At 69.4% G+C, this 20,423-nt stretch carries 21 protein-coding genes; 10 read left to right on the top strand and 11 right to left on the bottom strand.

Translation table 11 applies throughout. The features are described 5' to 3' along the window. Window positions 1-86 precede the first annotated feature (86 nt). Both ACXJLU_RS21845 and ACXJLU_RS21840 read left to right on the top strand, forming a co-directional pair. Entirely contained in the window at window positions 87-827 is a 741-nt protein-coding gene (locus ACXJLU_RS21845) for an NMCC_0638 family (lipo)protein (protein WP_457334622.1), read from the top strand. Beyond that, entirely contained in the window at window positions 824-1,690 is an 867-nt protein-coding gene (locus ACXJLU_RS21840; RefSeq protein ID WP_457334586.1) for a dienelactone hydrolase family protein, read from the top strand. Before ACXJLU_RS21845 ends, ACXJLU_RS21840 begins: the two co-directional genes overlap by 4 nt. 4 nt (window positions 1,691-1,694) lie before the next feature. Here ACXJLU_RS21840 and ACXJLU_RS21835 read toward each other — a convergent pair whose 3' ends face one another. After that, window positions 1,695-3,563 carry a sensor domain-containing diguanylate cyclase gene (locus ACXJLU_RS21835; protein WP_457334584.1) on the bottom strand — a complete coding sequence of 623 codons (1,869 nt, stop codon included), beginning with the start codon at window positions 3,561-3,563 and terminating at the stop codon, window positions 1,695-1,697. Window positions 3,564-3,815: 252 nt separating this feature from the next. Between ACXJLU_RS21835 and ACXJLU_RS21830 the strand changes: the two genes are divergently transcribed. Further along, window positions 3,816-5,018: a sensor histidine kinase gene (locus tag ACXJLU_RS21830; protein ID WP_457334582.1), complete on the top strand. Its 1,203-nt coding sequence runs from the start codon at window positions 3,816-3,818 to the stop codon at window positions 5,016-5,018. Here the strand turns inward: ACXJLU_RS21830 and ACXJLU_RS21825 are convergent. From ACXJLU_RS21825 to ACXJLU_RS21815, 3 genes are all read right to left on the bottom strand, one after another. Further along, window positions 4,931-5,665 (bottom strand): response regulator transcription factor, encoded by a 735-nt coding sequence (locus ACXJLU_RS21825; RefSeq protein ID WP_457334580.1) that lies wholly within the window; start codon window positions 5,663-5,665, stop codon window positions 4,931-4,933. The genes ACXJLU_RS21830 and ACXJLU_RS21825 overlap by 88 nt on opposite strands. A 100-nt stretch (window positions 5,666-5,765) precedes the next feature. Beyond that, a complete protein-coding gene (locus ACXJLU_RS21820; protein ID WP_073467234.1) occupies window positions 5,766-6,440 on the bottom strand; it encodes a response regulator in 675 nt (224 codons plus the stop codon). 8 nt (window positions 6,441-6,448) lie between these two features. Next, window positions 6,449-7,852: an ATP-binding protein gene (locus ACXJLU_RS21815; RefSeq protein ID WP_457334578.1), complete on the bottom strand. Its 1,404-nt coding sequence runs from the start codon at window positions 7,850-7,852 to the stop codon at window positions 6,449-6,451. Window positions 7,853-8,104: 252 nt separating this feature from the next. Between ACXJLU_RS21815 and ACXJLU_RS21810 the strand changes: the two genes are divergently transcribed. Further along, window positions 8,105-8,548 (top strand): type IV pilin protein, encoded by a 444-nt coding sequence (locus tag ACXJLU_RS21810; protein WP_457334576.1) that lies wholly within the window; start codon window positions 8,105-8,107, stop codon window positions 8,546-8,548. Next, on the top strand, window positions 8,526-9,494 hold the full coding sequence (locus tag ACXJLU_RS21805; protein WP_457334574.1) for a winged helix-turn-helix domain-containing protein: 969 nt from the start codon (window positions 8,526-8,528) through the stop codon (window positions 9,492-9,494). Before ACXJLU_RS21810 ends, ACXJLU_RS21805 begins: the two co-directional genes overlap by 23 nt. Here the strand turns inward: ACXJLU_RS21805 and ACXJLU_RS21800 are convergent. Both ACXJLU_RS21800 and ACXJLU_RS21795 read right to left on the bottom strand, forming a co-directional pair. After that, window positions 9,440-10,165 (bottom strand): SCO family protein, encoded by a 726-nt coding sequence (locus ACXJLU_RS21800; protein ID WP_457334572.1) that lies wholly within the window; start codon window positions 10,163-10,165, stop codon window positions 9,440-9,442. The two genes, ACXJLU_RS21805 and ACXJLU_RS21800, sit on opposite strands and share 55 nt — an antisense overlap. Window positions 10,166-10,189: 24 nt before the next feature. Continuing rightward, window positions 10,190-11,419, bottom strand: a complete 1,230-nt coding sequence (locus tag ACXJLU_RS21795) for a YHYH protein (RefSeq protein ID WP_457334570.1) — start codon at window positions 11,417-11,419, stop codon at window positions 10,190-10,192. A gap of 192 nt (window positions 11,420-11,611) precedes the next feature. On the opposite strand from ACXJLU_RS21795, the gene ACXJLU_RS21790 reads away from it, so the two are divergent. Then, window positions 11,612-11,836, top strand: coding sequence for a hypothetical protein (locus ACXJLU_RS21790; RefSeq protein WP_073467159.1), 225 nt, complete (start codon window positions 11,612-11,614; stop codon window positions 11,834-11,836). Window positions 11,837-12,032: 196 nt separating this feature from the next. Next, window positions 12,033-13,127 carry a hypothetical protein gene (locus ACXJLU_RS21785; protein ID WP_457334568.1) on the top strand — a complete coding sequence of 365 codons (1,095 nt, stop codon included), beginning with the start codon at window positions 12,033-12,035 and terminating at the stop codon, window positions 13,125-13,127. Window positions 13,128-13,148: 21 nt separating this feature from the next. Here the strand turns inward: ACXJLU_RS21785 and ACXJLU_RS21780 are convergent, their stop codons facing one another. Beyond that, complete coding sequence (locus ACXJLU_RS21780) at window positions 13,149-13,646, bottom strand: DUF3016 domain-containing protein (protein WP_457334566.1); 498 nt, start codon at window positions 13,644-13,646, stop codon at window positions 13,149-13,151. A gap of 116 nt (window positions 13,647-13,762) precedes the next feature. Between ACXJLU_RS21780 and ACXJLU_RS21775 the strand changes: the two genes are divergently transcribed. Continuing rightward, window positions 13,763-15,235, top strand: coding sequence for a M48 family metalloprotease (locus ACXJLU_RS21775; RefSeq protein WP_457334564.1), 1,473 nt, complete (start codon window positions 13,763-13,765; stop codon window positions 15,233-15,235). A gap of 3 nt (window positions 15,236-15,238) precedes the next feature. Here ACXJLU_RS21775 and ACXJLU_RS21770 read toward each other — a convergent pair whose 3' ends face one another. Then, complete coding sequence (locus tag ACXJLU_RS21770; RefSeq protein WP_457334562.1) at window positions 15,239-17,056, bottom strand: glutamine--tRNA ligase/YqeY domain fusion protein; 1,818 nt, start codon at window positions 17,054-17,056, stop codon at window positions 15,239-15,241. Window positions 17,057-17,263: 207 nt separating this feature from the next. On the opposite strand from ACXJLU_RS21770, the gene ACXJLU_RS21765 reads away from it, so the two are divergent. Continuing rightward, window positions 17,264-17,671: a hypothetical protein gene (locus tag ACXJLU_RS21765; protein WP_073467154.1), complete on the top strand. Its 408-nt coding sequence runs from the start codon at window positions 17,264-17,266 to the stop codon at window positions 17,669-17,671. Window positions 17,672-17,823: 152 nt separating this feature from the next. Next, a complete protein-coding gene (locus tag ACXJLU_RS21760) occupies window positions 17,824-18,264 on the top strand; it encodes a hypothetical protein (RefSeq protein ID WP_457334560.1) in 441 nt (146 codons plus the stop codon). Here ACXJLU_RS21760 and ACXJLU_RS21755 read toward each other — a convergent pair whose 3' ends face one another. The 3 genes from ACXJLU_RS21755 to ACXJLU_RS21745 form a co-directional block, all read right to left on the bottom strand. Continuing rightward, on the bottom strand, window positions 18,265-19,089 hold the full coding sequence (locus tag ACXJLU_RS21755) for a LytR/AlgR family response regulator transcription factor (protein ID WP_457334558.1): 825 nt from the start codon (window positions 19,087-19,089) through the stop codon (window positions 18,265-18,267). It abuts the gene before it with no gap. Continuing rightward, window positions 19,086-20,153, bottom strand: coding sequence for a sensor histidine kinase (locus tag ACXJLU_RS21750; protein ID WP_457334556.1), 1,068 nt, complete (start codon window positions 20,151-20,153; stop codon window positions 19,086-19,088). Before ACXJLU_RS21750 ends, ACXJLU_RS21755 begins: the two co-directional genes overlap by 4 nt. A 36-nt stretch (window positions 20,154-20,189) precedes the next feature. Then, on the bottom strand, window positions 20,190-20,423 hold a 234-nt coding region (locus tag ACXJLU_RS21745), incomplete at its 5' end, for a DUF6622 family protein (protein ID WP_457334554.1).

Here is a 20,423-nt window from a genome sequence, read left to right as displayed (position 1 = left end):
GCCCGCCCCGCGACCCGGCCTGTGCGACCATCGCGCCCTCGGCAACGCGGTAACGCGCGGCAGCAACGGAAGGGCAAGGCGTGAGCATGGTCAGAGGCAATCGGTCCGTCATCGCGGACATCGGGCAGGCGGCGATGCTTGCGTTGTGGGTGGCGCTGCCCGGGGTGTCGCTCGCGCAGTCTGTGGCACCGTCGGTCGTGGAACCGGCGGTGACTTTTCCGGTGACCTCGGCGGCCGAATTGATCACGCCACTGGCGCCGCCGCCCGCGGGCGCCGAACCGGCCCCCGGGAGCCTGCCGCTGGCTTCGCTCTGGGCCGATCCGCGCGCGGTGGCCCGCCTGTTCCGCGAGGCCTGCATCCAGACCGAAGGCCAGGCCGCCGCCGCGGTCGACTGGGCCCTCGCGCAGGGCTTCTCGCCGGTCGACCCGATGCGCGGCTCCACCGATGAATTGCTCGCCGGCGAGCCGGGCACGGTGCTCGCCGCGCCCGGCAGCGACAGCCGCGTGCTGCTGGTGGCCGCGCAGGGCGCGCGCTGCATGGTGTGGGCCGAGCGGCTCGCCGGGCCGGGGCTGCGGCTGGCGCTCGTCGAGATGACCGGCGAACTGGCCGGCAAGGGCGCCCGCGTGCAGTTGCAGGTGGAGCGCAGCATCGAACGTTCCGGTGCCTGGCGCACCCAGATGCAATGGCGCTACCGGCGCGTCGGCGGTTCGCAGGATTTCGGCATCGGCTCGGTGACGACGCTCAGCGCCGCGCCGGGCACTCAGGCTCTCCACTTCTCGCCGTTGCCGGCGGCGACGGGCATCGCGCCCGACGGGCTGAAGCCATGATCCGCGGGTTGCGCTGGCTGGTCGCTGTCGGCTGCGCGGCGATGTTCGGCGCACAGGCGCAGACGGAGGTCGCCTTCGACAGCCTCGACCACCGCGGCGGCCAGGTCGTCACGCTGAAGGCCTGGTGGTTCGGCGTCGACAAGCGGCAGGCGCCGGCGGTCGTGCTGATGCACGGCTGCAGCGGCCCGTACGACCACCGCGGCCGGCTCGGCGAGCGCATGCGCGAGTACGCGCAGCTGTTCAACCAGCAGGGCATGCATGCGCTGGTGGTGGATTCGCTGACGCCGCGCGGCGAGACCGAGCTGTGCACGCAGCGCATCGGCACCCGGCAGGTGACGCAGGCCAACCGCCGGCTCGATGCGCTCGCGTCGCTGCACTGGCTTGCGCAGCGGCCTGATGTGGATGCGCAGCGGCTGGGGCTGGTCGGCTGGTCGAACGGCGGCAGCACCGTGCTGTCGACCACCAACCTGCGGCAGCGCGAGGTGCGCGATGCGCCGCTGCAGCCGGCCTTCGCGGTCGCGTTCTACCCCGGCTGCGAGGCCGACCTGCGGCGCGGCTACCAGCCGTCGGCCCCGCTGCTGGTGCTGGTCGGCGAGGCCGACGACTGGACGCCCGCCGCGCCCTGCCACGCGTTGGCGGCGCAGGCAGCGGTCGACAGTGGCGCGGGTTCTCCCGCGGTGCAGATCGAGGCCTATGCCGGTGCGTACCACGGCTTTGATTCGCACGCGCCGGTGCGCGTGCGCAAGGAGGTGCCGAAYGGGCTGCATCCCGGCGAGGGCGTGCACGTCGGCGGCAATCCCGAGGCGCTGCAGCGCTCCCGGCAACGCTTGATCGAGTTCATCGCGCCCTGGGTGGGGCGCTAGGAATTCACATCAGCATCACGATGCCGTCGCGGCCGGCCGACTTCGCGCCGTAGAGCGCCATGTCGGCGCGCTTGAGCAGCCGGTCGAAGGCGATGTCGGGCGGCGGTCGCTCGGTCAGGCACAGCGCGGCGATGCCCATGCTGACCGTGACGATGCCGAGCGAAGAATCGGCATGCGGGATCGCCATGTGGTGGAGGGTCTGGCGGATGCGCCCGCAGCGGCGCTCGGCGTCGGCCGGGCTGACGTCGGGCAGCAGGATCGCGAACTCCTCGCCACCGATGCGGGCCGCGCATTCGCCACCGCGCTCGAAGGCCGCACCGATCGCCCGCGCGACGCGCGCCAGGCAGTCGTCGCCGGCCGCGTGCCCGTAGCGGTCGTTGAAGCGCTTGAAGTGATCGATGTCGACCATCACCAGCGTCAGCGGGCGCTGCGAACGCCAGGCGCGGCGGACTTCTTCCAGCTTGCGCTCGTCGAACGCGCGGCGGTTCGCCAGGCCGGTGAGCGCATCGCTGCGCGACTGGTGCAGCAGCTCGCGGCGCGCCTGCTCCAGCTGCGCCAGGTCGCGCCAGCGCGCGAGCGCGCCGAACAGCGGCTTGGCGATCAGCGCGATCTCGCGCTCCTCGACCGCCTGCGGCAGGTCCAGGCAGGCCAGCAACTGGCCGCTGTCGGTGGCATCGTGCCGGCACACCTGCAGCGAGGCGGCGGCGCAGCCGTGCAGCAGCGCGCGCGATTCGTGGCAGTCGCTGCTCTCGGTGCACCACTGCATCTGCCAGCCGTCGACCGGGAACAGCGGCGGCAGCTCGGTGCCTTCGGCCGGGCAGGCACCAGGGCCGCCGCTGAAGGTCCAGGCCCAGCGGCGGGCCTCGCCGCGTTCGGCCAGTGCGCAGGCGCGGGCGCCCAGCAGTTCGGCGATGTCGGCCAGCGCCATGCGAAGCGCCAGCGGATAGGCGTCGGGCGGCAGGTAGATCAGGCGGGCCGACAGCCGCGAGGCCGATTCGAGCACCCGGTTCAGCCGCGTCAGGTCGGCGGTGCGTTGCTGCACCGCACTCTCGAGGCGGTCGCGCTCGGCACCGAGCCTGCGCAGCGCGCGGTCGCGTTCGCCGACATAACGTGCGATGCCGTGGTGCAGTTGCTGGAAGCTGTCGGCCACCAGGTCGATCTCGTCGCGCCAGCGGCGCTGCGGGCGCGGCCAGGTCGGCGGCGGGCCGAGTTCTTCGGGCTTCAGCAAGGCCGCCTGCCGGGCGATCATGCGCAGGCCGCGGGAGATGTCGCGGTGCAGCATCCAGGCCACCAGCAGCGCGAGCAACACGGCCGGCAGCACGATCGCGACGGCCGTTCGCGCGACGCTGCGGCGCACCTCGGCCGACAGGCCGCTGCGGTCGAAGTCGAGTTCGAGCCGGCCCAGCACCGCAGGATCGGCGCCTGCCGCGGCGATCGGCATCTCGACGCCGCGCAGCGCCGCGCGCGGCAGCACGTCGTGCAGCACGCCTTGTGGCGCGCCGGGCAGGTCGGACGGCACGCCGGCCGCGTAGCTGGCACCCGTCTCGGCGAACAGCCGCGCGTTTACCAGGCGCGGGTAGCGGGAGATCAGGTCGAGCTCGTGCTGGATCGCGCTGCCGTCGTGTCGGCGCAGGGCATCGGCCAGGCGGGGCAGGCGCGTGGCGGCGATGTCGCGCGCCATCGATTGCTCGTCGTCGGCCTGCGCGCTGAACGCGAGCCAGGCGTGCAACCCGAGCGACAGCCCCGAGCACACCAGGCAGCTCAACGCGATGGCGGCGAGCGTGCGCGACACCAGCGGGCGGAATCGCCGCGCGGCCGGGGCGGGCGCAGCGGGCGAGGCAGCGATGTTGGACGACGACATGTCGAGGGTCATGGGAACGCCCTTGGAGGGACGAGGGAGGAGCAACGCAGAGGCATCGTGCCCGCCATTTCGGCACGGCATCAGGCGAGCTGTTGGGGTGGCGCGTGACTTAATTCGGCCCTCCGCGAAACGCCGCGGCGAGTTGACAGTTGTTGGCGATTGAGGCGGCCGGGCCGCCGGCAAAGCTTCGGTTTGGCCTTGCAAAGCGCCGAGGGCGGCGCCCACAATGAACTTATGTCAGCCTCACCGTCACGACCGGACAAGGTGCCCACCACCACGGGGGCGAGGCCGGTGGGGCGCGGCGGCTGGCAGGGGCTTCTGCAGCACCTGTCGGCATTCGGGCGCAGCGGCCCGATGCTGAGCCCGCACACCCATCGCCGTGCCGTCGCCGATGCCCATCTGGGCCCGATGCTGCTGGTGGATGCCGCGGGTCGCATCGATCACGCGAACGCTGCCGCGGTGGCGTGTTTCAACGGGCCGGGCGTCGGTCCACTCCACGGACGAGCCATCGCCGATGTCTTCAGCGGCACGGTCCGCCTCAGCGACCGCTCGGCCGTGTGGCCGCAAGACGAAGTGCCGCAGCACGGTTTCGAATGYGAGTCGCAAGATGCGCAGCATCGTCGTCTCATCGTCCGGGCGACACCGCGGTTCGGGGTGTTCGGCAGCGTGTCCGGTTGGAGCGTGTCGGTGCACGACTGCACCGCCGAACAACTGGCGCAGCAGCAGCTCGACGCGGCGCTGCGGCTGCTCAACCACGACCTGCGCGCACCGCATTCCACCATCCTCAGCGTGGTCGAGCTGTGGCGCCTTCGCCAAGGCTCGACCAGCGAAGCCGATCTGCTCTCGCAGGTCGAAAGCAACTCGATCACCGCCCTGGCCATGGCCGACAACTTCGTGCGCTATGTGCGGGCGCAGCAGGCCGAGCTGCGTTGCGAGACGCTCGACCTGAACGATGTGGCGGCCGAGGCGGTCGACGATCTGTGGGAACGCTCCCGCGAACGCCGGGTCACGATCCGCCGCCCGCAGGCCGCTGGGGGGCCGGTGTACGTCGCGGGCGATGCCCAGCTGCTGCAGCGGGCGATCGGCCATCTGCTGCGGCATGCGCTCGGGCGAAGCCCGGGTGGGGCGAGCATCCAATGCAGCGTCGTTCGCAGTGCCACGGGCACGGCCGTCGAGGTGACCGACCACGGCGCGACGCCGGGCCTGAGCTTCTCGTCGATGCCGGGCAGCGACGCCGGCGAGGGCGTGCCGGTGCTGCCGGCCGAGGGCGACTACGCGCTGGGGTTCGCCGAACTGGTGGCGCGCCGGCACGGCGGCATGCTGCGTCAGCGACGCGCGGCCACGCAGGGTCTGACGATGAGCCTGTACCTGCCCGGGCTTCAGTCGGGCGAGCCGGATTCGGACACGGGCAGCGCCGCGGTCGCCCCGGATTCGTCCAGCGTCTCGAGCCGGTACCCCACGCCGTAGACGGCGCTGAGCCGGTAGCCGGACGAAGGCCGCAAGCCGAGCTTGTTGCGAAGGTTCGAGACATGCGTGTCCAGGCTTCGCGACCAGATCTCGGGGTTCACGCCCCACACCTTCTCGAGCAGGTGCTGCCTCGACAACAACCGACCCACGTTGTGGAACAGGAAGTGCGCCAGCTCGTACTCCTTCTGCTTCAACTCGATCGTTTGCCCTTCGATCGACAGCACGCGGCGTCGGGTGTCGAAGCTGTAGCGGCCGAAGGCTTCGATCTCGCTCGTGACGACGGGGTAGCTGCGGCGCATCAGCGCGTTCACGCGGGCGGCCAGTTCGCCGACACGCACCGGCTTGGTCAGGTAGTCGTCGGCGCCGTTGGCCAACGCGTCCATCAGGTCGCGTTCTTCATTGCGATTCGTCACGAAGAGGATCGGGATGCGGTGCTCGACCTTGTTGCGGACCCAGGTCACGATCTCAGGCCCGGTCATGTCGGGCAGGTGCCAGTCGAGGACCAGGAAGTCGAAGGTGTCACGCCGCATCTGCCGGATCAGGGCCTGGCCGCGCTCGAACCCTTGGCAGTCGTGCCCGAGGCTGGAGATGGCATGCGAGATCAAGTCGACCTGTGAAGGATCGTCGTCAACGATTGCGACTTTCATCGGGTCCCCCGGAACGATCGGGCGGCCTGCGAGGCCGATCCCTGGGTTTGAACATACCTGAAAACAGGCCTCTGTGGGCAGGGCACACACGGGTTGCGCGTCAAGGGTCGAAGCGGTAGCCGACGCCGTACACCGCGACGATGCCGGAGCCCTGCGGCCGCACCTCCTCGAGCTTGCGCCGCAGGTTGCGGATGTGGCTGTCGACGGTGCGATCGGCCGTGTCGCGAAAGTCCTGCCGCACCGCATCGAGCAGTTGCGCGCGTGACAGGATGGCGCCGGCGCGCACCAGCAGTGCACGCAGGATGCGGTATTCGGAGGTCGTCAGGTCGAGCGCGCGGCCTTGCCACAGGATGCGCTGCGCCGCCTCGTTGACGTCGAAGCCGCCGTGCGACATGGTGCGGAACTGGCCGGTGACGCGCCGCCATTGCGCCTTCACGCGCGCCGCGACCTCGCGCGGGCTGAACGGCTTGCAGACATAGTCGTCCGCGCCGGCTTCCAGGCCGAGCAGGCGATCGACTTCGTCGATGCGGGCCGTCAGCATGATGATCGGCACCGAGGAAAACTCGCGGATCGAGCGGCACACCTCGAGGCCGTCGAGCCCCGGCAGCATCAGGTCGAGCAGCAGGATCGACGCGCGCTGCATGCGCACCTCGTTCACCGCGGCGATGCCGTTGTGGACCACCAGCGTCTGCCAGCCCTGGGCCCGCAGGTAGTTGCCGAGCATGTCGGCGATCTTCACGTCGTCCTCGGCGATGAGGATCGGGGTGGTGTCCATCGAGGTGTTCACGCGGGGGCTCCTTGCTGCTGCGCCTTCACCGGAAGCATCACTTGCATGGCCAGGCCGCCCCAGGCGGACGGGCTGGCGTCGACCGTGCCACCGTGGGCGATCACGATGGCACGCACGATCGCCAGGCCCAGCCCGCTGCCTGTTCCGCTGCGCTGGCGGGACCGGTCACCGCGGAAGAGCGGCTCGAAGATGTGGGGGATGTCGGCCGGGTCGACGCAAGGCGCCGAGTCTTCGACCGTCAACCGCATCTGCCGAGCGTCCTCGGACAGCGCCCAGGCCACGCGCACGCGTCCCGGGCGCGACGTGTAGCGGCCGCTGTTGGTCAGCAGGTTCCGCAGCACCTGCTCGATGCGCACCGGGTCCCACGAGGCCCGCACGACGCGCGGTGCGGCAGCATTCACGTCGACCTCCAGGCCGTCGAGGGATGGATGGCGGACGAGCTTTGCAACGACGTACTCCAGCGTGTCCAGCGGATCCAGGTCGACCTTGTGGCAAGGCAGGCTGCCGAGGTCCGCGACCGCCAGCAGGTGCAGGTCATCGACGATGCGCACCATGTGGCGAATCTCTTCGCCGAGGTTCATCACGAGCGCGCGGTTGGGTTCGCGTGCACCGTCTTCCATCGATTCGATCTCGCCTTGCAGCACGGACAGCGGCGTGCGCAGTTCATGGGAGATCTGGGCCATCCACTTGCGGCGGGTCAGCTCCAGGCGGCGCAGCGAGTTCGCCATCGCCGACACGTCGTGCGACAGCTGCACGATCTCTTCCGGGCCATCGAATGACGGTTCGGTCGATTCGAAGTGGCCGCCGGCGAGCTTGCGTGTCACCTCCTGCAGCGCGCCGAGCGGCCGGCTCCATCGGCGGGCGACGCGCATGGCCAGGCCGATCGAGACGGCCAGTGACACGAGGGCGGCCACCGCGACACCTTGGTACTGGCTGCGCAGGAAATCGATGTCGGAGTCGCTGGTCTGATCGCCGAGGTCCAGCAGGGCCGAGCCCACCGCGCGGCCGTTGACGAGGATTTCGCGGGCCAGCGTGCGGCCGCTCGGTTCCGCGGGACTGCCCGCCACCCGCATGCCGTTGGCGTCGAGGATCCGGATGCGGCCCGCGAAGCCGGGTTGCCGAACCCGGCTGGTCTGGGAGCCTATGTCGGGTTCCTGCGGGTCGGCTTCGCGAGCGAGAAAGCCGTCGACCAGCCTGCGCATGTCGTCGAAATCGGAGGCCACCGCCGGCAAACCGCCGCGGGCACTCGCCTGCTCGCCGACGTAGACCGCAAAACGATTCAACCGGCGCGATTCGCGATCGTGGACGTAGTCGGATGCGCCACCGCTCAGGCTGAGCAGCGCGCCGACGATGACGCACAGCACCGACAGCGTGACCGTTGCCAGCAGCAGCAGCGCCAATTGATGAACCATTCGCAAGCGCATGGCGGGATGTCGTTGATCGTGGAGTGGTGTCGGTGTTGTCGGCCTGTGCCGGCGCGATGACAGGGTCCAAAGCGCAGGTATGTGCATGCTCGGTGCAGAGGCCTCGACTTGGCAACGAGGGTTCGCAATCGTTGACATTTGCTGCCCTCGAAACGGGCACTTGTGGGTGGCATTCGCATTCTGTTACCCCGATGATTCGACCCCACCAACTCGCAACAAATTGCAACCATGACTTCCACCTACACGACTTCTCGCGGCTTCACCCTGGTTGAACTGAGCGTGGTCCTCGCGGTCGCGCTGGTGACGCTGGCGGTGGCGCTGCCCGGATACAGCGCCCAGGTCCAGAAATCGCGCGCCATGCCCGCGCTGATGGAACTGTCGGTGGCCAGCATCCAGCTGGAAAAGTTCTTCCAGCGCAAGCAGCAGTACGGGGGCGGCGGGAAATGTGCGATTCCGGATGCCGAGGTGGAACATTTCTCGGTTCACTGCTCACTCAGTGGTGACGGACGCGGTTACACGCTCGATGCCGTCGGCCACGGGCCGATGGCGGGCTACCAGTACCGCACCGACGAAAAAGGGCGCCAACAGACGATCTCCCTTCCCCAGACGGGCAACGCGGCCAACGCAAGCTTGCCCTGCTGGTCACCGGATGGTCGCGCCTGCGGGGCGTGAGACTGCCGCTATCGATCGAGCTTTCATGACCACTACCTTGGATACCCTGAACACCTTGCACCGGCGCACCGATGAGCAGCCTCTTCTGTTGAGCCTGCCCTGCGCGAACCCCGCAGGCGCGGTGCCTGACGCCTTGGCCGGCATCGGCGCAGGCGGAGCGACGAATGCTGCGATCGAAGCGCCCGACGAGACACCGATGGACATGCCGGCCGCGTCGCCGGCAGACACCGTGTTCGTCGTGGCACAGGACGAGCGGCATCGCGCGAGGTTCCGGCGGGTCTGCGCCAGCCTCGGACGCGCGTGCCTGGTGGCCTCGGTGGCCGACGTGATCGTGCATGCGCCGCGCCCCGGCCCGGCCCAGCTGGCGATCGTTGCGGCCAACGGCCTCGACGTCCCGCTCGGTGCCGTGCTCGAAGCCCTGCGCGATGCGGGCGTGTCGTCGGTGGCCTTGTACGGTCCGACCTTCGGCAGCCTGGTGCATCTGCTCGCGCTGGAACTCGGCTTCGATCACGTCTGGGGCGACCTGGCCCATGAAGAAGCGCTGGCCGTGCTGATCCGGCACGCCGGGCAGCGGATCCACAAAGGCTGCGTCGCTCGCGCCGACGATGCGATGGGCGACACCGGGCTGACGGTTGATACCGCGAGCCTGACCTGCAACGTGCGAGGCGTGCCGTTCGCGCTGGGAATCTCGTCGCTGTACACCTTGAAGCTGTTGCTCGATCGGGCGCCGCATCCGGTCAGCCGAGCCGACATCGAGGCCGTCATTCCGGCGACCAAGGCAGGCCGCATCGGTGGCACGCGTGTCGTCGATGCGCATGTGTCGCGGCTGCGCCAGCGGCTGCGCGAGGTCGGTGCCGATGCGGTTCGAATCGTGGCCATCCGCGGCAAGGGCTATCGCCTCACGACGGCCGCGACCTCGGATGGCGAAGACGGCGAGATCGACTGATCGGCGAAGGCGGGAGCCTCCTCCTGCCTCAGCCGGGCGATGTCGTAGCGCAGCCGCACCATCTCGTGTGGCGAGCGCGCGTCGTAGATGCCGCGGATGCGGTGTCCCCGGTCGATCAGGAACGCGCGCTCGGTGTGGGGCGGCAGGCCGTCCGGGCCGATCTTCGTGACGTCGGAGTAGAGGCTGCGGCGCGCCCAGGCCTCGACGGCTTGCGGATGTCCCGTCAGCAGCACCCAATCCTTGGGCAATCCGAACTTGCCGGCGTAGTCGGCCAGGGCTCGCACGTCGTCGGTGAGCGGTGAGACCGTCAGCGACACGAACCTGGGCGCCTGGCTCCCCAAGCTCGCCTGAAGCGTGCGCAGCAGGTCCATCGACACCGGGCACACCGACACGCAGCCGGCGAAGAACAGGTTGACGACGGTCGGGCCGTTGTCGAGCAAGCGATCGTCGATGGCTGTCTTGCGCTGGTCGGTGAACTCGAACCCATCGACCTGGAGCACCGACGAGACGCGATCCCAGCGTGGGCGCAGGTCGGCCGACGCGTAGAAGGGCAGCGTGTCGTGCACCAGGGCCGATCCCGGATTTCGCCAGTCGAGCCAGAGCGACCATGCAGCGCCGGCCACCAGCAAGAAGCCGGAAGCCAGCGCGATCCTCAAGAGCCGTCTCTTCATGGTGCCAGGGCCTGGGCTTGTCGCTCAGTTCGTCGTGGCTGCCGTGCCGCGGAAGCAGCCGACGGTGTAGGGGAAGTCGTCGGTCGTGTGGTAGTGATACTCGGACGTTGACGCTCCGGCGTGAGTGTGGCCATGGCACTTGTCCAGATCGGAACTCTTCAGCGGCGTGCCGCCCTCGCCGAGATTGCCGTAGATGCCGAAGCCATCGCTGGCATAGCCGACCAATGCCGAGTGCTGGCCTGCCACATCGGCGGTCAGGCCACATGCGGGAAGGCTGTGGTAGTGGTACGCATCGGTCGACGGATGTCCGCCGCAGGTATCGGTGATTTCCCACGCACGGGCGTCCCGTGAGACGGCGTCTGTTGCGGCAAAGAGTCGTGCGCCGGTCAGGAAGACACCGATCGCGCCATAGCCGACACAGCTTGGTGTGTCGTGGTAGGTCGGCGTGCTCGGCAAACCCCAGGCGATGGTTTTCGATTTGGTCGAGTTGGGATTGCCGTCGTATGTCTTGAGGGTGGCGTCAGTGATAGGAAAGTCGCCGGTGTCGTGACCGGGCAGGCCATTTCCGCTGATGCTTGGCCAACTGCTGACGGAGAAGGTGGAACTCAACGCCCCCGTGGCCGCCTTTGTGGCCGAGAGGTAGAGCTTCTTGGTCAGATCCCAAGTGGTGGCGGTGGTGGTGGTTCCACTGTTTGTGCCGTTGAACCAGGGGCCTGCATCGCCCTTTTGATACTTGCCGGCGTTTGAGGAGCAGAGATAGAGATACCCGACCTGCGGTGTCGTCGTCGTCATGTAGAGGTCCCCCCGGGGCAACTTGGTCGTGTCCAACGTTGAAGTCGATCCGCCTGTCGATCCACCGGTCGATCCCCCCGAAGACGCCGCCACCGGCGTCACGCTCTTGCTCGTCGACGTCGCCGACCCCGCCGAATTGCTCGCCGTCACCGTGCAGGTGTAGGCGGTCCCGTTCGTCATCCCGGTCACGGTGATCGGGCTGCTGGAACCAGTGATGGATTTCGTGGTGGTGCCGACCTTGCAGTCACCGCTGTAGGTCGTCGCCGTCCCGCCGCTGGTCGACGCCGTGAACGCCAGCACCGCCTGGGTGTCGCCGGCTGTTGCCGAATCCAGTGTCGGCGTGCCGGGTGCCGTCGCACTGGACGACGAACCGTTGCCGCCGCAGGCGGCGACGATCAGCAGCGGCCCGACCTGTAGAAGGGATCGGAGGAGTTGAACTGCGCGCGAAGGGGCTTGGGTCACGGTGCTGGCTCCAGAGAACGGTTGCTTGGGCTTGGGATGAAATGCACCGTGGACGGTAGAGTTGCTTTATGCAGCGACAGCGTGCTTCATCTGCACAATTCCTGCATCTTTGTTGCCAACCGCCGAGCGCAGCGCCCCGCCTGCGGTACGCTGCCGCCCTTGGTCCGGCCAGCGGGCCTGCGGAGAGCGTTCATGAAGACCCACAACATCGAAATCCAGCGCGTCAAATCCATGGCCCACGACGTCCACGGCATGGTGCACCTGAAGGTCGATGCACTGGCGCAGACGGTGACCAACCACGACGACGAGCCGTCCAGCGTCATCAGCCTGACCGAGGCGAACTTGCGCGTGCTGCAGGCGCTGATCAAGAACCAGTTGCTCGAACTCGACAAGCGCAAGGCGCGCAGCCGCTTCTGATCTGGAACGCTCGAGTTGAAACCGGGTGTGTACCCGGGGCGCCTCGCCCTACAGGCCGGCGCCGAGGGGCCGATGACAGGGGCGAGTGCCGTCCGATCCGGCCTTCAACCCGCCTGTGTACGCGAGCGAAGTGACCACTGACGGTTACCAGTTCTCGCGCCACAATGGTGCCTTCGACCCGTGATCCCTGATGCCCGTGCCCACCGTTCCCACCAAGACCTCGCGCGGCCATGACGAGCTGCGCACCCGCACGCAGCGGCTCGGTCAGCGGCACCGCACGGTGCTGTTCCTGGTGGACGGCCGCCGCACGCTGGCCGAGGTGCTGAGCCTTGCACACCAGGCCGGCGCGCAGACCGGGCACTTCGAGGAACTGGTGCGGCTGGGCCTGGTCGAGCTGCCCGAAGAGCACGCCGCGGCGGAGGCGATCGACAGCGGCTCCGGCGCGCTCGACGCACCGACGCTCACCAGCGTGGCCCTCGACGTGCCGATGCCGCAGGAAGCTCCTCCGGCCGCCCGCGAGCCGGCCGCACCGCCCGTCTGGATCGACCCCGAGAGCGCCCCCGACATCGCGCCGCTCACGCTTGACGAGCACACCGAGGCGGTACCGATCGACCCGGCCCGCCTGTCGAACACCTCGATGCTGCCGCCGCAACCGGTGGTGGCGCCGTCGCTCCATGCGCCGGTCGACGAGCCGATCGCGCTGCAGCCGGCGCCGCCGCCGGCGCGCCATCCCGAGCCCGAGCCGGCGCTGCAAGTGCCGCTGGTGGACGCGGTGCCGTGGTCCGACACCATTCCGCTGGCGGTGGAGCCCCGAGAAACCGTGTGGTCCTCGCCCGACTCGGCGGTGGCCGTGGCGCAGAAACCTTCGCGCAGGTCGGGCGCGCGCGCCGCTGCCGGCGGCATGACAGCGGTGCTGAACAAGGCGCTGGGCCGCGTGCGCGCCAAACTGCCCGAAGCCTTGCCGCCGGTGACGCCGAAGGTCGAGAAGCCGTCGTCCGAACAGCAGCTGATCGCCCAGGTGCGCGAGCTGCTGATCGACACCTTGCGCATCGATGCGCCGCTGTTCGCCGCGTTGACGCACGGCAAGGTGCGCTCGGCGCAGACCCAGCGCGACCTGATCGAGCTGGTGTGGGAGATCGAGCGCCACCGCAGCCATGCGCGCATGTCGCGCGACGAGCTGATCAGCCTCCAGCAGGCGCGCGAGCTGCTCGGCATGGGCAACACGCTGGTGGCCGGCGACAGCCAGTCCGACCGGCACGACGACTGGCCGACCACGCAGCCGCGGCTGTGATCGCGCCGGGCCGCGCGCGGCTCAGTTCGCGGCGGCCCGCGCCGCGCCGAATTCGTTCGTGAACCAGCTTGCCAGCAAGGCCTTCTCACGGCTGAGGGGGCCGCGTTCGTGCTCCAGCCCCGGTGACTTGCGCGAGGCCAGGTCGCTCAACGCGGCATCGCCCGAACGCAGCGCCTGGCCGTTGGACACCAGCGTGTAGCGCAGCCAGATGCGCGCGCTGTCGTGGTCGTCGCGCACCACGCGCAAGTCGCCGCGCTGGGTGTGCCGCACGTAGCCGGCCAGGTCGACGTCGAGCACCTCGACCTGCAGCGTCTGGTCCGTCGGCAGGTTCTGTGCGGCGAGCGATTGCAGCCGGTCGGTCAGTGCGCGCAGGTTGTCATCGCGTTCACGCGCCGTCTCGCCGGCATCGAAGAATCGCTCCGGCTGCTGGTAGCGCACCTCGGCTGAGCCTGCCGCCACGGCCGGCCCTGCCACGCATGCCGCGAGTGCGGCCCATCCGACGATCGATCTGAAGTGCATCGTGAACCCCTGAAGCCTATGCGAGACAGTACGCCTGCGCCCGTGCCCCTGCAAGCATGGGGGCAGGCCCGCTCAGCGGCTACCATCCGGCCGCACTCCCGGAAAAGGTCCCTGCCATGCGTCGTTTGCTGATCCCCCTGTTGCTGGCCACGTCGCTGCTGGGCGCCTGCGCCTCCGTCGTCAACCCGGTGACGGGCCGCAGCGAGCGCTCGGTGATGGACGAGCCGACCGAGATCGCCGAAGGCAAGAAGGCCCACCAGGAGGTGCTGAAGGAATACACCGTGCTCGACAACGCGCCGGTGCAGGCCTACGTGAACGACCTCGGGCAGCGGCTGGCGAAGCAGTCGCACCGGGCGCAGCTGCAATGGACCTTCACCGTGCTCGACAGCCCCGAGGTCAACGCCTTCGCGCTGCCGGGCGGCTACGTCTACGTGACGCGCGGCATCATGGCGTACATGGAGAGCGAGGCCGACCTGGCCGGCGTGATGGGCCACGAGATCGGGCACGTCACCGCCCGCCACGGCGCGCAGCGTGCGACGCGCCAGCAGACCGCCGGCATCGGCGTGGTCGCGGCCACGGTGCTCGGCGCGGTGCTGGGCATCGGCGACGTGGCCAGCCAGGTGTCGCAGAGCGTCGCGGCCGGCTACATCGCGTCGTACAGCCGCGACCAGGAGTCGCAGGCCGACCAGCTCGGCGCCGAGTACCTGGTGCGCAACCACTACGACCCGAAGAACATGGTCGAGGTGATCCAGGTGCTGAAGCGCCAGGAGCAGTTCGCGGCCGACACCGCGAAGGCCGAGGGCCGCAGCGCCTCGGGCGGCAACGACTGGCTCGCCTCCCACCCGAGCAACGACCAGCGCCTGCGCGACATCACGACGATCGCCGACGGCTACGCGAAGGATGCCTCGTATGTCGACGAGGGCCGCGACCGCTACCTGCAGGCGATCGCCGGCATGCCGTTCGGCGAGAGCCGGGCGCAGGGCGTGACGCGCGGGCGCAGCTTCTACCATGAGCCGCTGGGCATCGCGCTGAAGGCGCCCGAGGGCTGGAAGGTGCAGAACTCGGCCGAGGACATCACGCTGGTCAACGCGGCGGGCGATGCCGGGCTGGTGGTGATGCTGGCGCCGGCCAAGGCCGGCAGCACGCACGAGGAGATCGTGCGCAGCGTGTTCAAGCCGACGCAGGGCAAGTTCGACAAGCTCGAGCTGAACGGCCTGAAGGCGAGCCGCTTCACCGGCACCGCGACGACGAAGCAGGGCCAAGCGCGCCCGATCGTCGCGACGGTGGTGGATGGGCCGCAGAACAACCACTTCGTGCTGCTGCAGGCGTCGAAGGATGCCGCGGCGCTGCAGCGCAACGCGGCCGGACTGAAGGAGGCCGAAGCCTCGTTCCGCGCGCTGACCGCGGCCGACCGTGCCGCCTCGAAGCCGTGGGTGTTGAAATCGGTGCCGTTCCCGCGCGGCGGGTTCGCCGAGCTGGCGAAGCAGTCGCCGTTGCCGCAGGCCGAGGCGCAGCTGAAGCTGGTCAACGGCGTTTACGGTGGGGGCAAGGACCCGGCGGTGGGGCAGCGGGTCAAGGTCGTCGAGTGACGGCTACTTCCCCCAGCTGTCTTTCAGGCTGGTGATGCGGTTGAAGACCAACCGGCCCGGCTTGGAGTCAATGCGGTCTGCCACGAAGTAGCCATGCCGCTCGAACTGGAACTTGTCGTCCGGCTGCGCCTTCGCGAATGACGGCTCGACAACGCCCTGCACGACCTTCTTGCTGCCCGGGTTCAGCACCGTCAGGTAATCGCGCCCGCCCGCATCAGGCTGGGCTTCGGTGAACAGCCGATCGTAGATCCGCAACTCGGCCGGAACGCCATCGTGCACGCCGACCCAGGTGATCGTGCCCTTGACCTTCACTGCATCCGCACCCGGCGTGCCGCTCTTCGTGTCGGGGATCACCTTCGCCAGCACGACCCGTTCGCCGTTCGCATCGGTTTCGCTTCCGACGCACTCGACGATGACGCCGTACTTCAGCCGCACCTTGTTGCCCGGGAACAGTCGGAAGAATCCCTTCGGCGGCGTTTCGGCGTAGTCGTCGCGCTCGATCCACAGTTGCGGGCCGAGGCCGAATTCGCGCTGTCCGAGTTCGGGCTGGTGCGGGTGCGCCGGCGCATGGCAGGGCTCGATGTGCGCATCGCTGCCGAACACCTCGGCCCAGTTGACGAGCTTCAGCCTCACCGGGTCGATCACCGTCATCGCGCGCGGCGCCTTGGCTTCCAGGTCGTCGCGCAGCGCGCCTTCGAGCGTGCCGTAGTCGATCCAGCTGTAGTCGCGCGTCACGCCGATGCGCTCGCAGAACAGCTGGATCGCCGCCGGCGTGTAGCCGCGGCGGCGCAGCCCGGCCAGCGTCGGCATGCGCGGGTCGTCCCAGCCGTCGACATGCTTCTCGTCGACCAGCTGCTTCAGCTTGCGCTTGCTGGTGATCACGTAGGTCAGGTTCAGCCGCGCGAATTCATGCTGGTGCGGGCGCGGCTGCGCGAGCAGGCCCAGCCCGCACAGCGTGTCGAGCAGCCAGTCGTAGAACGGGCGCTGGTCTTCGAACTCCAGCGTGCAGATGCTGTGCGTGATCTGCTCGAGCGCGTCTTCGATCGGGTGCGCGTAGGTGTACATCGGGTAGATGCACCAGGTGTCGCCGGTGTTGTGGTGCGTCGCGCGCTTGATGCGGTAGAGCGCCGGGTCGCGCAGGTTGATGTTCGGCGACGCCATGTCGATCTTCGCGCGCAGCACCGCGGCGCCGTCGGCCAATTTGCCGTCGCGCATCTCGCGGAAGCGCGCCAGGTTCTCGGCCGGTGTGCGGCTGCGGAACGGGCTGTCGGTGCCGGGCGTGTTGAAGTCGCCGCGCGTGGCCTTCATCGCGTCGGCGCTCTGCTCGTCGACGTAGGCGTGGCCGGCGGTGATCAGCGCCTCGGCCGCGCGGTACATGAAGTCGAAGTAGTTGCTCGCGTAGAACAGGTGGTCGACCGGCGCGCCGTTGACGTCGCTGCGCCAGTCGAAGCCCAGCCACTTCACCAGCTCGATGATCGCGTCGACGTACTCCTGCTCTTCCTTCTCGGGGTTGGTGTCGTCGAAGCGCAGGTGGCACACGCCGCCGAAGTCGCGCGCCAGCCCGAAGTTCAGCCAGATGCTCTTCGCGTGGCCGACGTGCAGGTAGCCGTTCGGTTCGGGCGGGAAGCGGGTGCGGATGCGCGCCGCGTCGAGCGGTCCGCCGGCCTGGTGGGCTGCGTCACCCGGGGAGCCGGCGAAGTGGCGACCCGCGTAGCGTCCCTGGTCGAGGTCGCGCTCGATGATCTGCCGCAGGAAATTGGTCGGCCGAACGTCGGAGGCGGCGGACTCGCCAGGGGGTGCCTTGCTGTGGGGATCGCTCATGAAATGCGCTGGGGATTCAAGGAGTTGGAGGCGCTGCGCGGGGGTGCGAAGCGTGAAATCATTGTAGTTCGCGGCCCTGGAGGCGCCTGGGCGATTGCCGGGCCGTGATTTTTCTCACGCTAAGGTGTGTCCAGATGTATCCACCCCCGCGAGCAGAGGGGCGTCGCGGTCTGTTCAGCCGAGTGATGCAGTCGAACAATCGGCGCCATGAACACACCGCCGCGTCCGTCGAACTTCATGTTCGACTTCTCGCCCAGCCAGACCGGCTGGATGGCCACCGCGCCGTCGGCGCTGATGGACGGGCCGCACGGCCTGCAGCACCGACCCCCGCCGCCGAAGCGCGCACCGCAGTTGTGCGGCCTCAGCGGCATCGCCGAGGAGTGGCTCGCGTCGCTGCCGCCGCGCTACCAGCCATTGACCACGGCGCAACGCCATCCGCATGTCGTCAACCGGCTGGCCGCGCTGTGGGAAAAGCCGCTGAGCCTGCCAGCGTACTTCGATGAACTGCTGCTGAGCGACCGCCCCGGGCGCGCCGGCTTCTCGTTCGAGGTGCTGACCGAGCTCGGCGACCTGCGCTCGCTGCTGGAGTTCGCGATGCACCGCGCCCGTCAGTAAGCGGAGGCGCGGGGCGGCCAAGCGGCCAACTTAACCTTCCAGAAACCTGCGGCTTACCAATCGACACGGAAACCGGTCTTCGCAGGCAGACGTTGTGACGTTGTAGACCCATGACGCTGTGATCGCAGCGTCCGGACCACAAGGAGTTCACGATGTTGAATCGCAAGACCCCGTTCATCGCCGCGCTGGCCCTGCTGGGCGCGCTGTCCACCGCCGGCGCGCATGCCGCCAATGTCCAATGGTCGATCGGCGTCAACCTGCCGCCGGTGACCACCGTCGTGTCGAGCGGGCCGGTCTATGCCCAGCCGGTGTATGCAGGGCCGGTCTACGTGCAACCCGCCTATGCACCGGCACCGGTCTACGTGCAGCCTGCGCCGGTGGTGGTGTACCGCCCACGCCCGGTCTATCGGCCGTACCCGGTCGTCTACCGCCCGTATCCGGTCTACCACGGCTACTACCCGGTCGGGCGGCCGGTGCCGGTGGTGGTGCGGGGCCGTGGCGGGTACGACGACCACCACGACCATCGCGACCACCACGACCACGACGGCTACCGCGATGACCACCGCGGCGGCCACGACGGCCACCGCCGCTGATCACATCGGCTTGAAGAGGTTCGCGTAGAGCCGGCTCACCACGAGCCGGTCGGCGTGGCCGCGCAGGGTCAGCGTGATCTTGCCGGCCTCGTCGCGCAGCGCGGTGGCGATGGCATCCGACCGCACCACCGTGCCGCGGTGCACCTGCCAGAAGCGTTGCAGGTCGATCTGCGGCAGCAGTTCGCGCAGCGAGATCCGCACCAGGTACTCGCGCTCCAGCGTCACGACCCGCACGTACTTGTCAGCCGCTTCGAAGTACAGCACCTCGGCCACCGGCACCAGGTGGATCGCGCTGCCGACCGCCGCCTGGATCACGGTGAGCGGCGCGGCGGCCGGCGCAGGCGCCGTCGGCGCGCCGCTGCCGAGCAACTGGCGCAGCTGCCCGAGCGCGGCGTCGATCGCGTCGCCGCCGGCCGAGGCCCGCTGCTTCAGGAAGGCCTGCACGCGCGCGCAGGTCTGCGCCAGGCGCGCCGGCTGCACCGGCTTCAGCACGTAGTCGACCGCAGCCCGCTCGAAGGCCTGCAGCGCGTACTCGTCGTAGGCGGTCACGAACACCAGCGCCGGCAGCGGCGTGCCGTCGTCCGGCCAGTCCTCGGCGATGGCATGCGCCGCCTCCAGGCCGCTCATGCCGGGCATCCGGATGTCGAGGAACAGCAGTTGCGGCCGCAGCGCCAGCGCCTGCTGCACCGCGGCCTCGCCGTGGGTCACGCTGGCGACGATCTGCAGCCCGGGCCACAGCGCATGCAGCTCGGCCTTCAGGTTGGCGGCGAGCAGCGGCTCGTCCTCGGCGATCAGCGCGGTGGCCTGCAATGCGGTGGTGTTCATGCGCTCGGACTCCAGGGCAATCGAACGGTGGCCAGCGTGCCGCCCTCGGCGTCGACCGCGGCCGCCAGCGTCAGCGATGCGGCCTCGCCGTGCAGCGTCGCCAGCCGCTGGCGCACCTGCGACAGGCCGAAATGCGTGCCGTCGGCCGGCGCCGCGGACAGGCCGGCGCCGGTGTCGCGCACATCCAGCACCAGCGCATCGCCGTCGCGGCGCGCGCTGACGACCAGCCGGCCGCCTTCGATGTGTGGCTCCAGCCCGTGCTTGATCGCGTTCTCGACCAGCGGCTGCAGCAGCATCGGCGGCACCGCCTGCGTGCCGAGCCCGGCGGGCAGGTCGAGCTCGGTCTGCAGGCGCTCGCCCATGCGGATCTTCATCAGCTCGAGGTAGTCGCCGACACGGGCGAACTCGGCCGACAGCGGGTGCAGCGGCGCCCGCGAGGCCGACAGCGTCGCGCGCAGGAAGGCGATCAGCTGGTCGAGCATCTGCTGCGCGCGCGGCGGGTCGAGCGCGATCAGCACGCGCAGGTTGGCCAGCGTGTTGAACAGCATGTGCGGCTCGAGCTGCGATTCGAGCAGCTTCAAGCGGTGCTCCGCGACGTCGCGCTGGGCGGCGGCGAGCTGGCGCAGGCGCAGCTGGTCCTGGTTGCGGGCGTGGAAGTAGAACGAGATGCCGGCGCTGACCGCCAGGCACATCAGCAGGTAGCTCAGCAGCATGCGCGGCGAGCCGCGCCACATGTCCAGCAGCGGCCGGCCGAACAGCGCGTCGGCGATCGTGCTGCCGATCAGGTAGCCGCCGAGCACCGCACCCAGCTGCAGCGCGACGCGCCGCCAGCCCTCGGGCCAGCCGGTTTCCGGGTTGGGACTGAAGGCGAGCCGGCCGAAATCCATCAGCGCCCAGATGCTCAGGCCGATGCACTGCGCATAGACCATCTGGATGCGCCAGTCGCCGCCGCGCCCGATCGCGAGCGCGATGCCGATGAAGGTGTTGAAGCCCACGACGATCAGCCCGTGCCGCGCGAAGCCGGCGGCGGTGAAGGACTCGTGGGCAGGGGAGGCGTCGCGCATCGCGGAATTGTGCGGCAGGTCCGATGTGGGCCGGGCTCAGGCGCGGCTCGCGCGCAGCGCGTGGCGGCCGGCCTGCCAGCTCGCGATGCCGCGGCTGAAGAAGAGCCCGCTGAAGCCGCCGTAGAGCAGTGCGGCCGCGCCGACGAAGGTGGCCTGCGTGCGCAGCGCCGGCTGCATCGCCAGCAGCACGCCGACGGCGAACTTGACGCTGAAGACGCCGAGGATCACGACCATCGGCACCCAGCTGCCCGGCACGAACACGCGCTGCGC

The sequence above is a fragment of the Rhizobacter sp. P5_C2 genome, from assembly GCF_054049715.1.
Note: the sequence above shows the minus strand (reverse complement) of the source record. Positions and strands in the feature narration are given on the sequence as shown.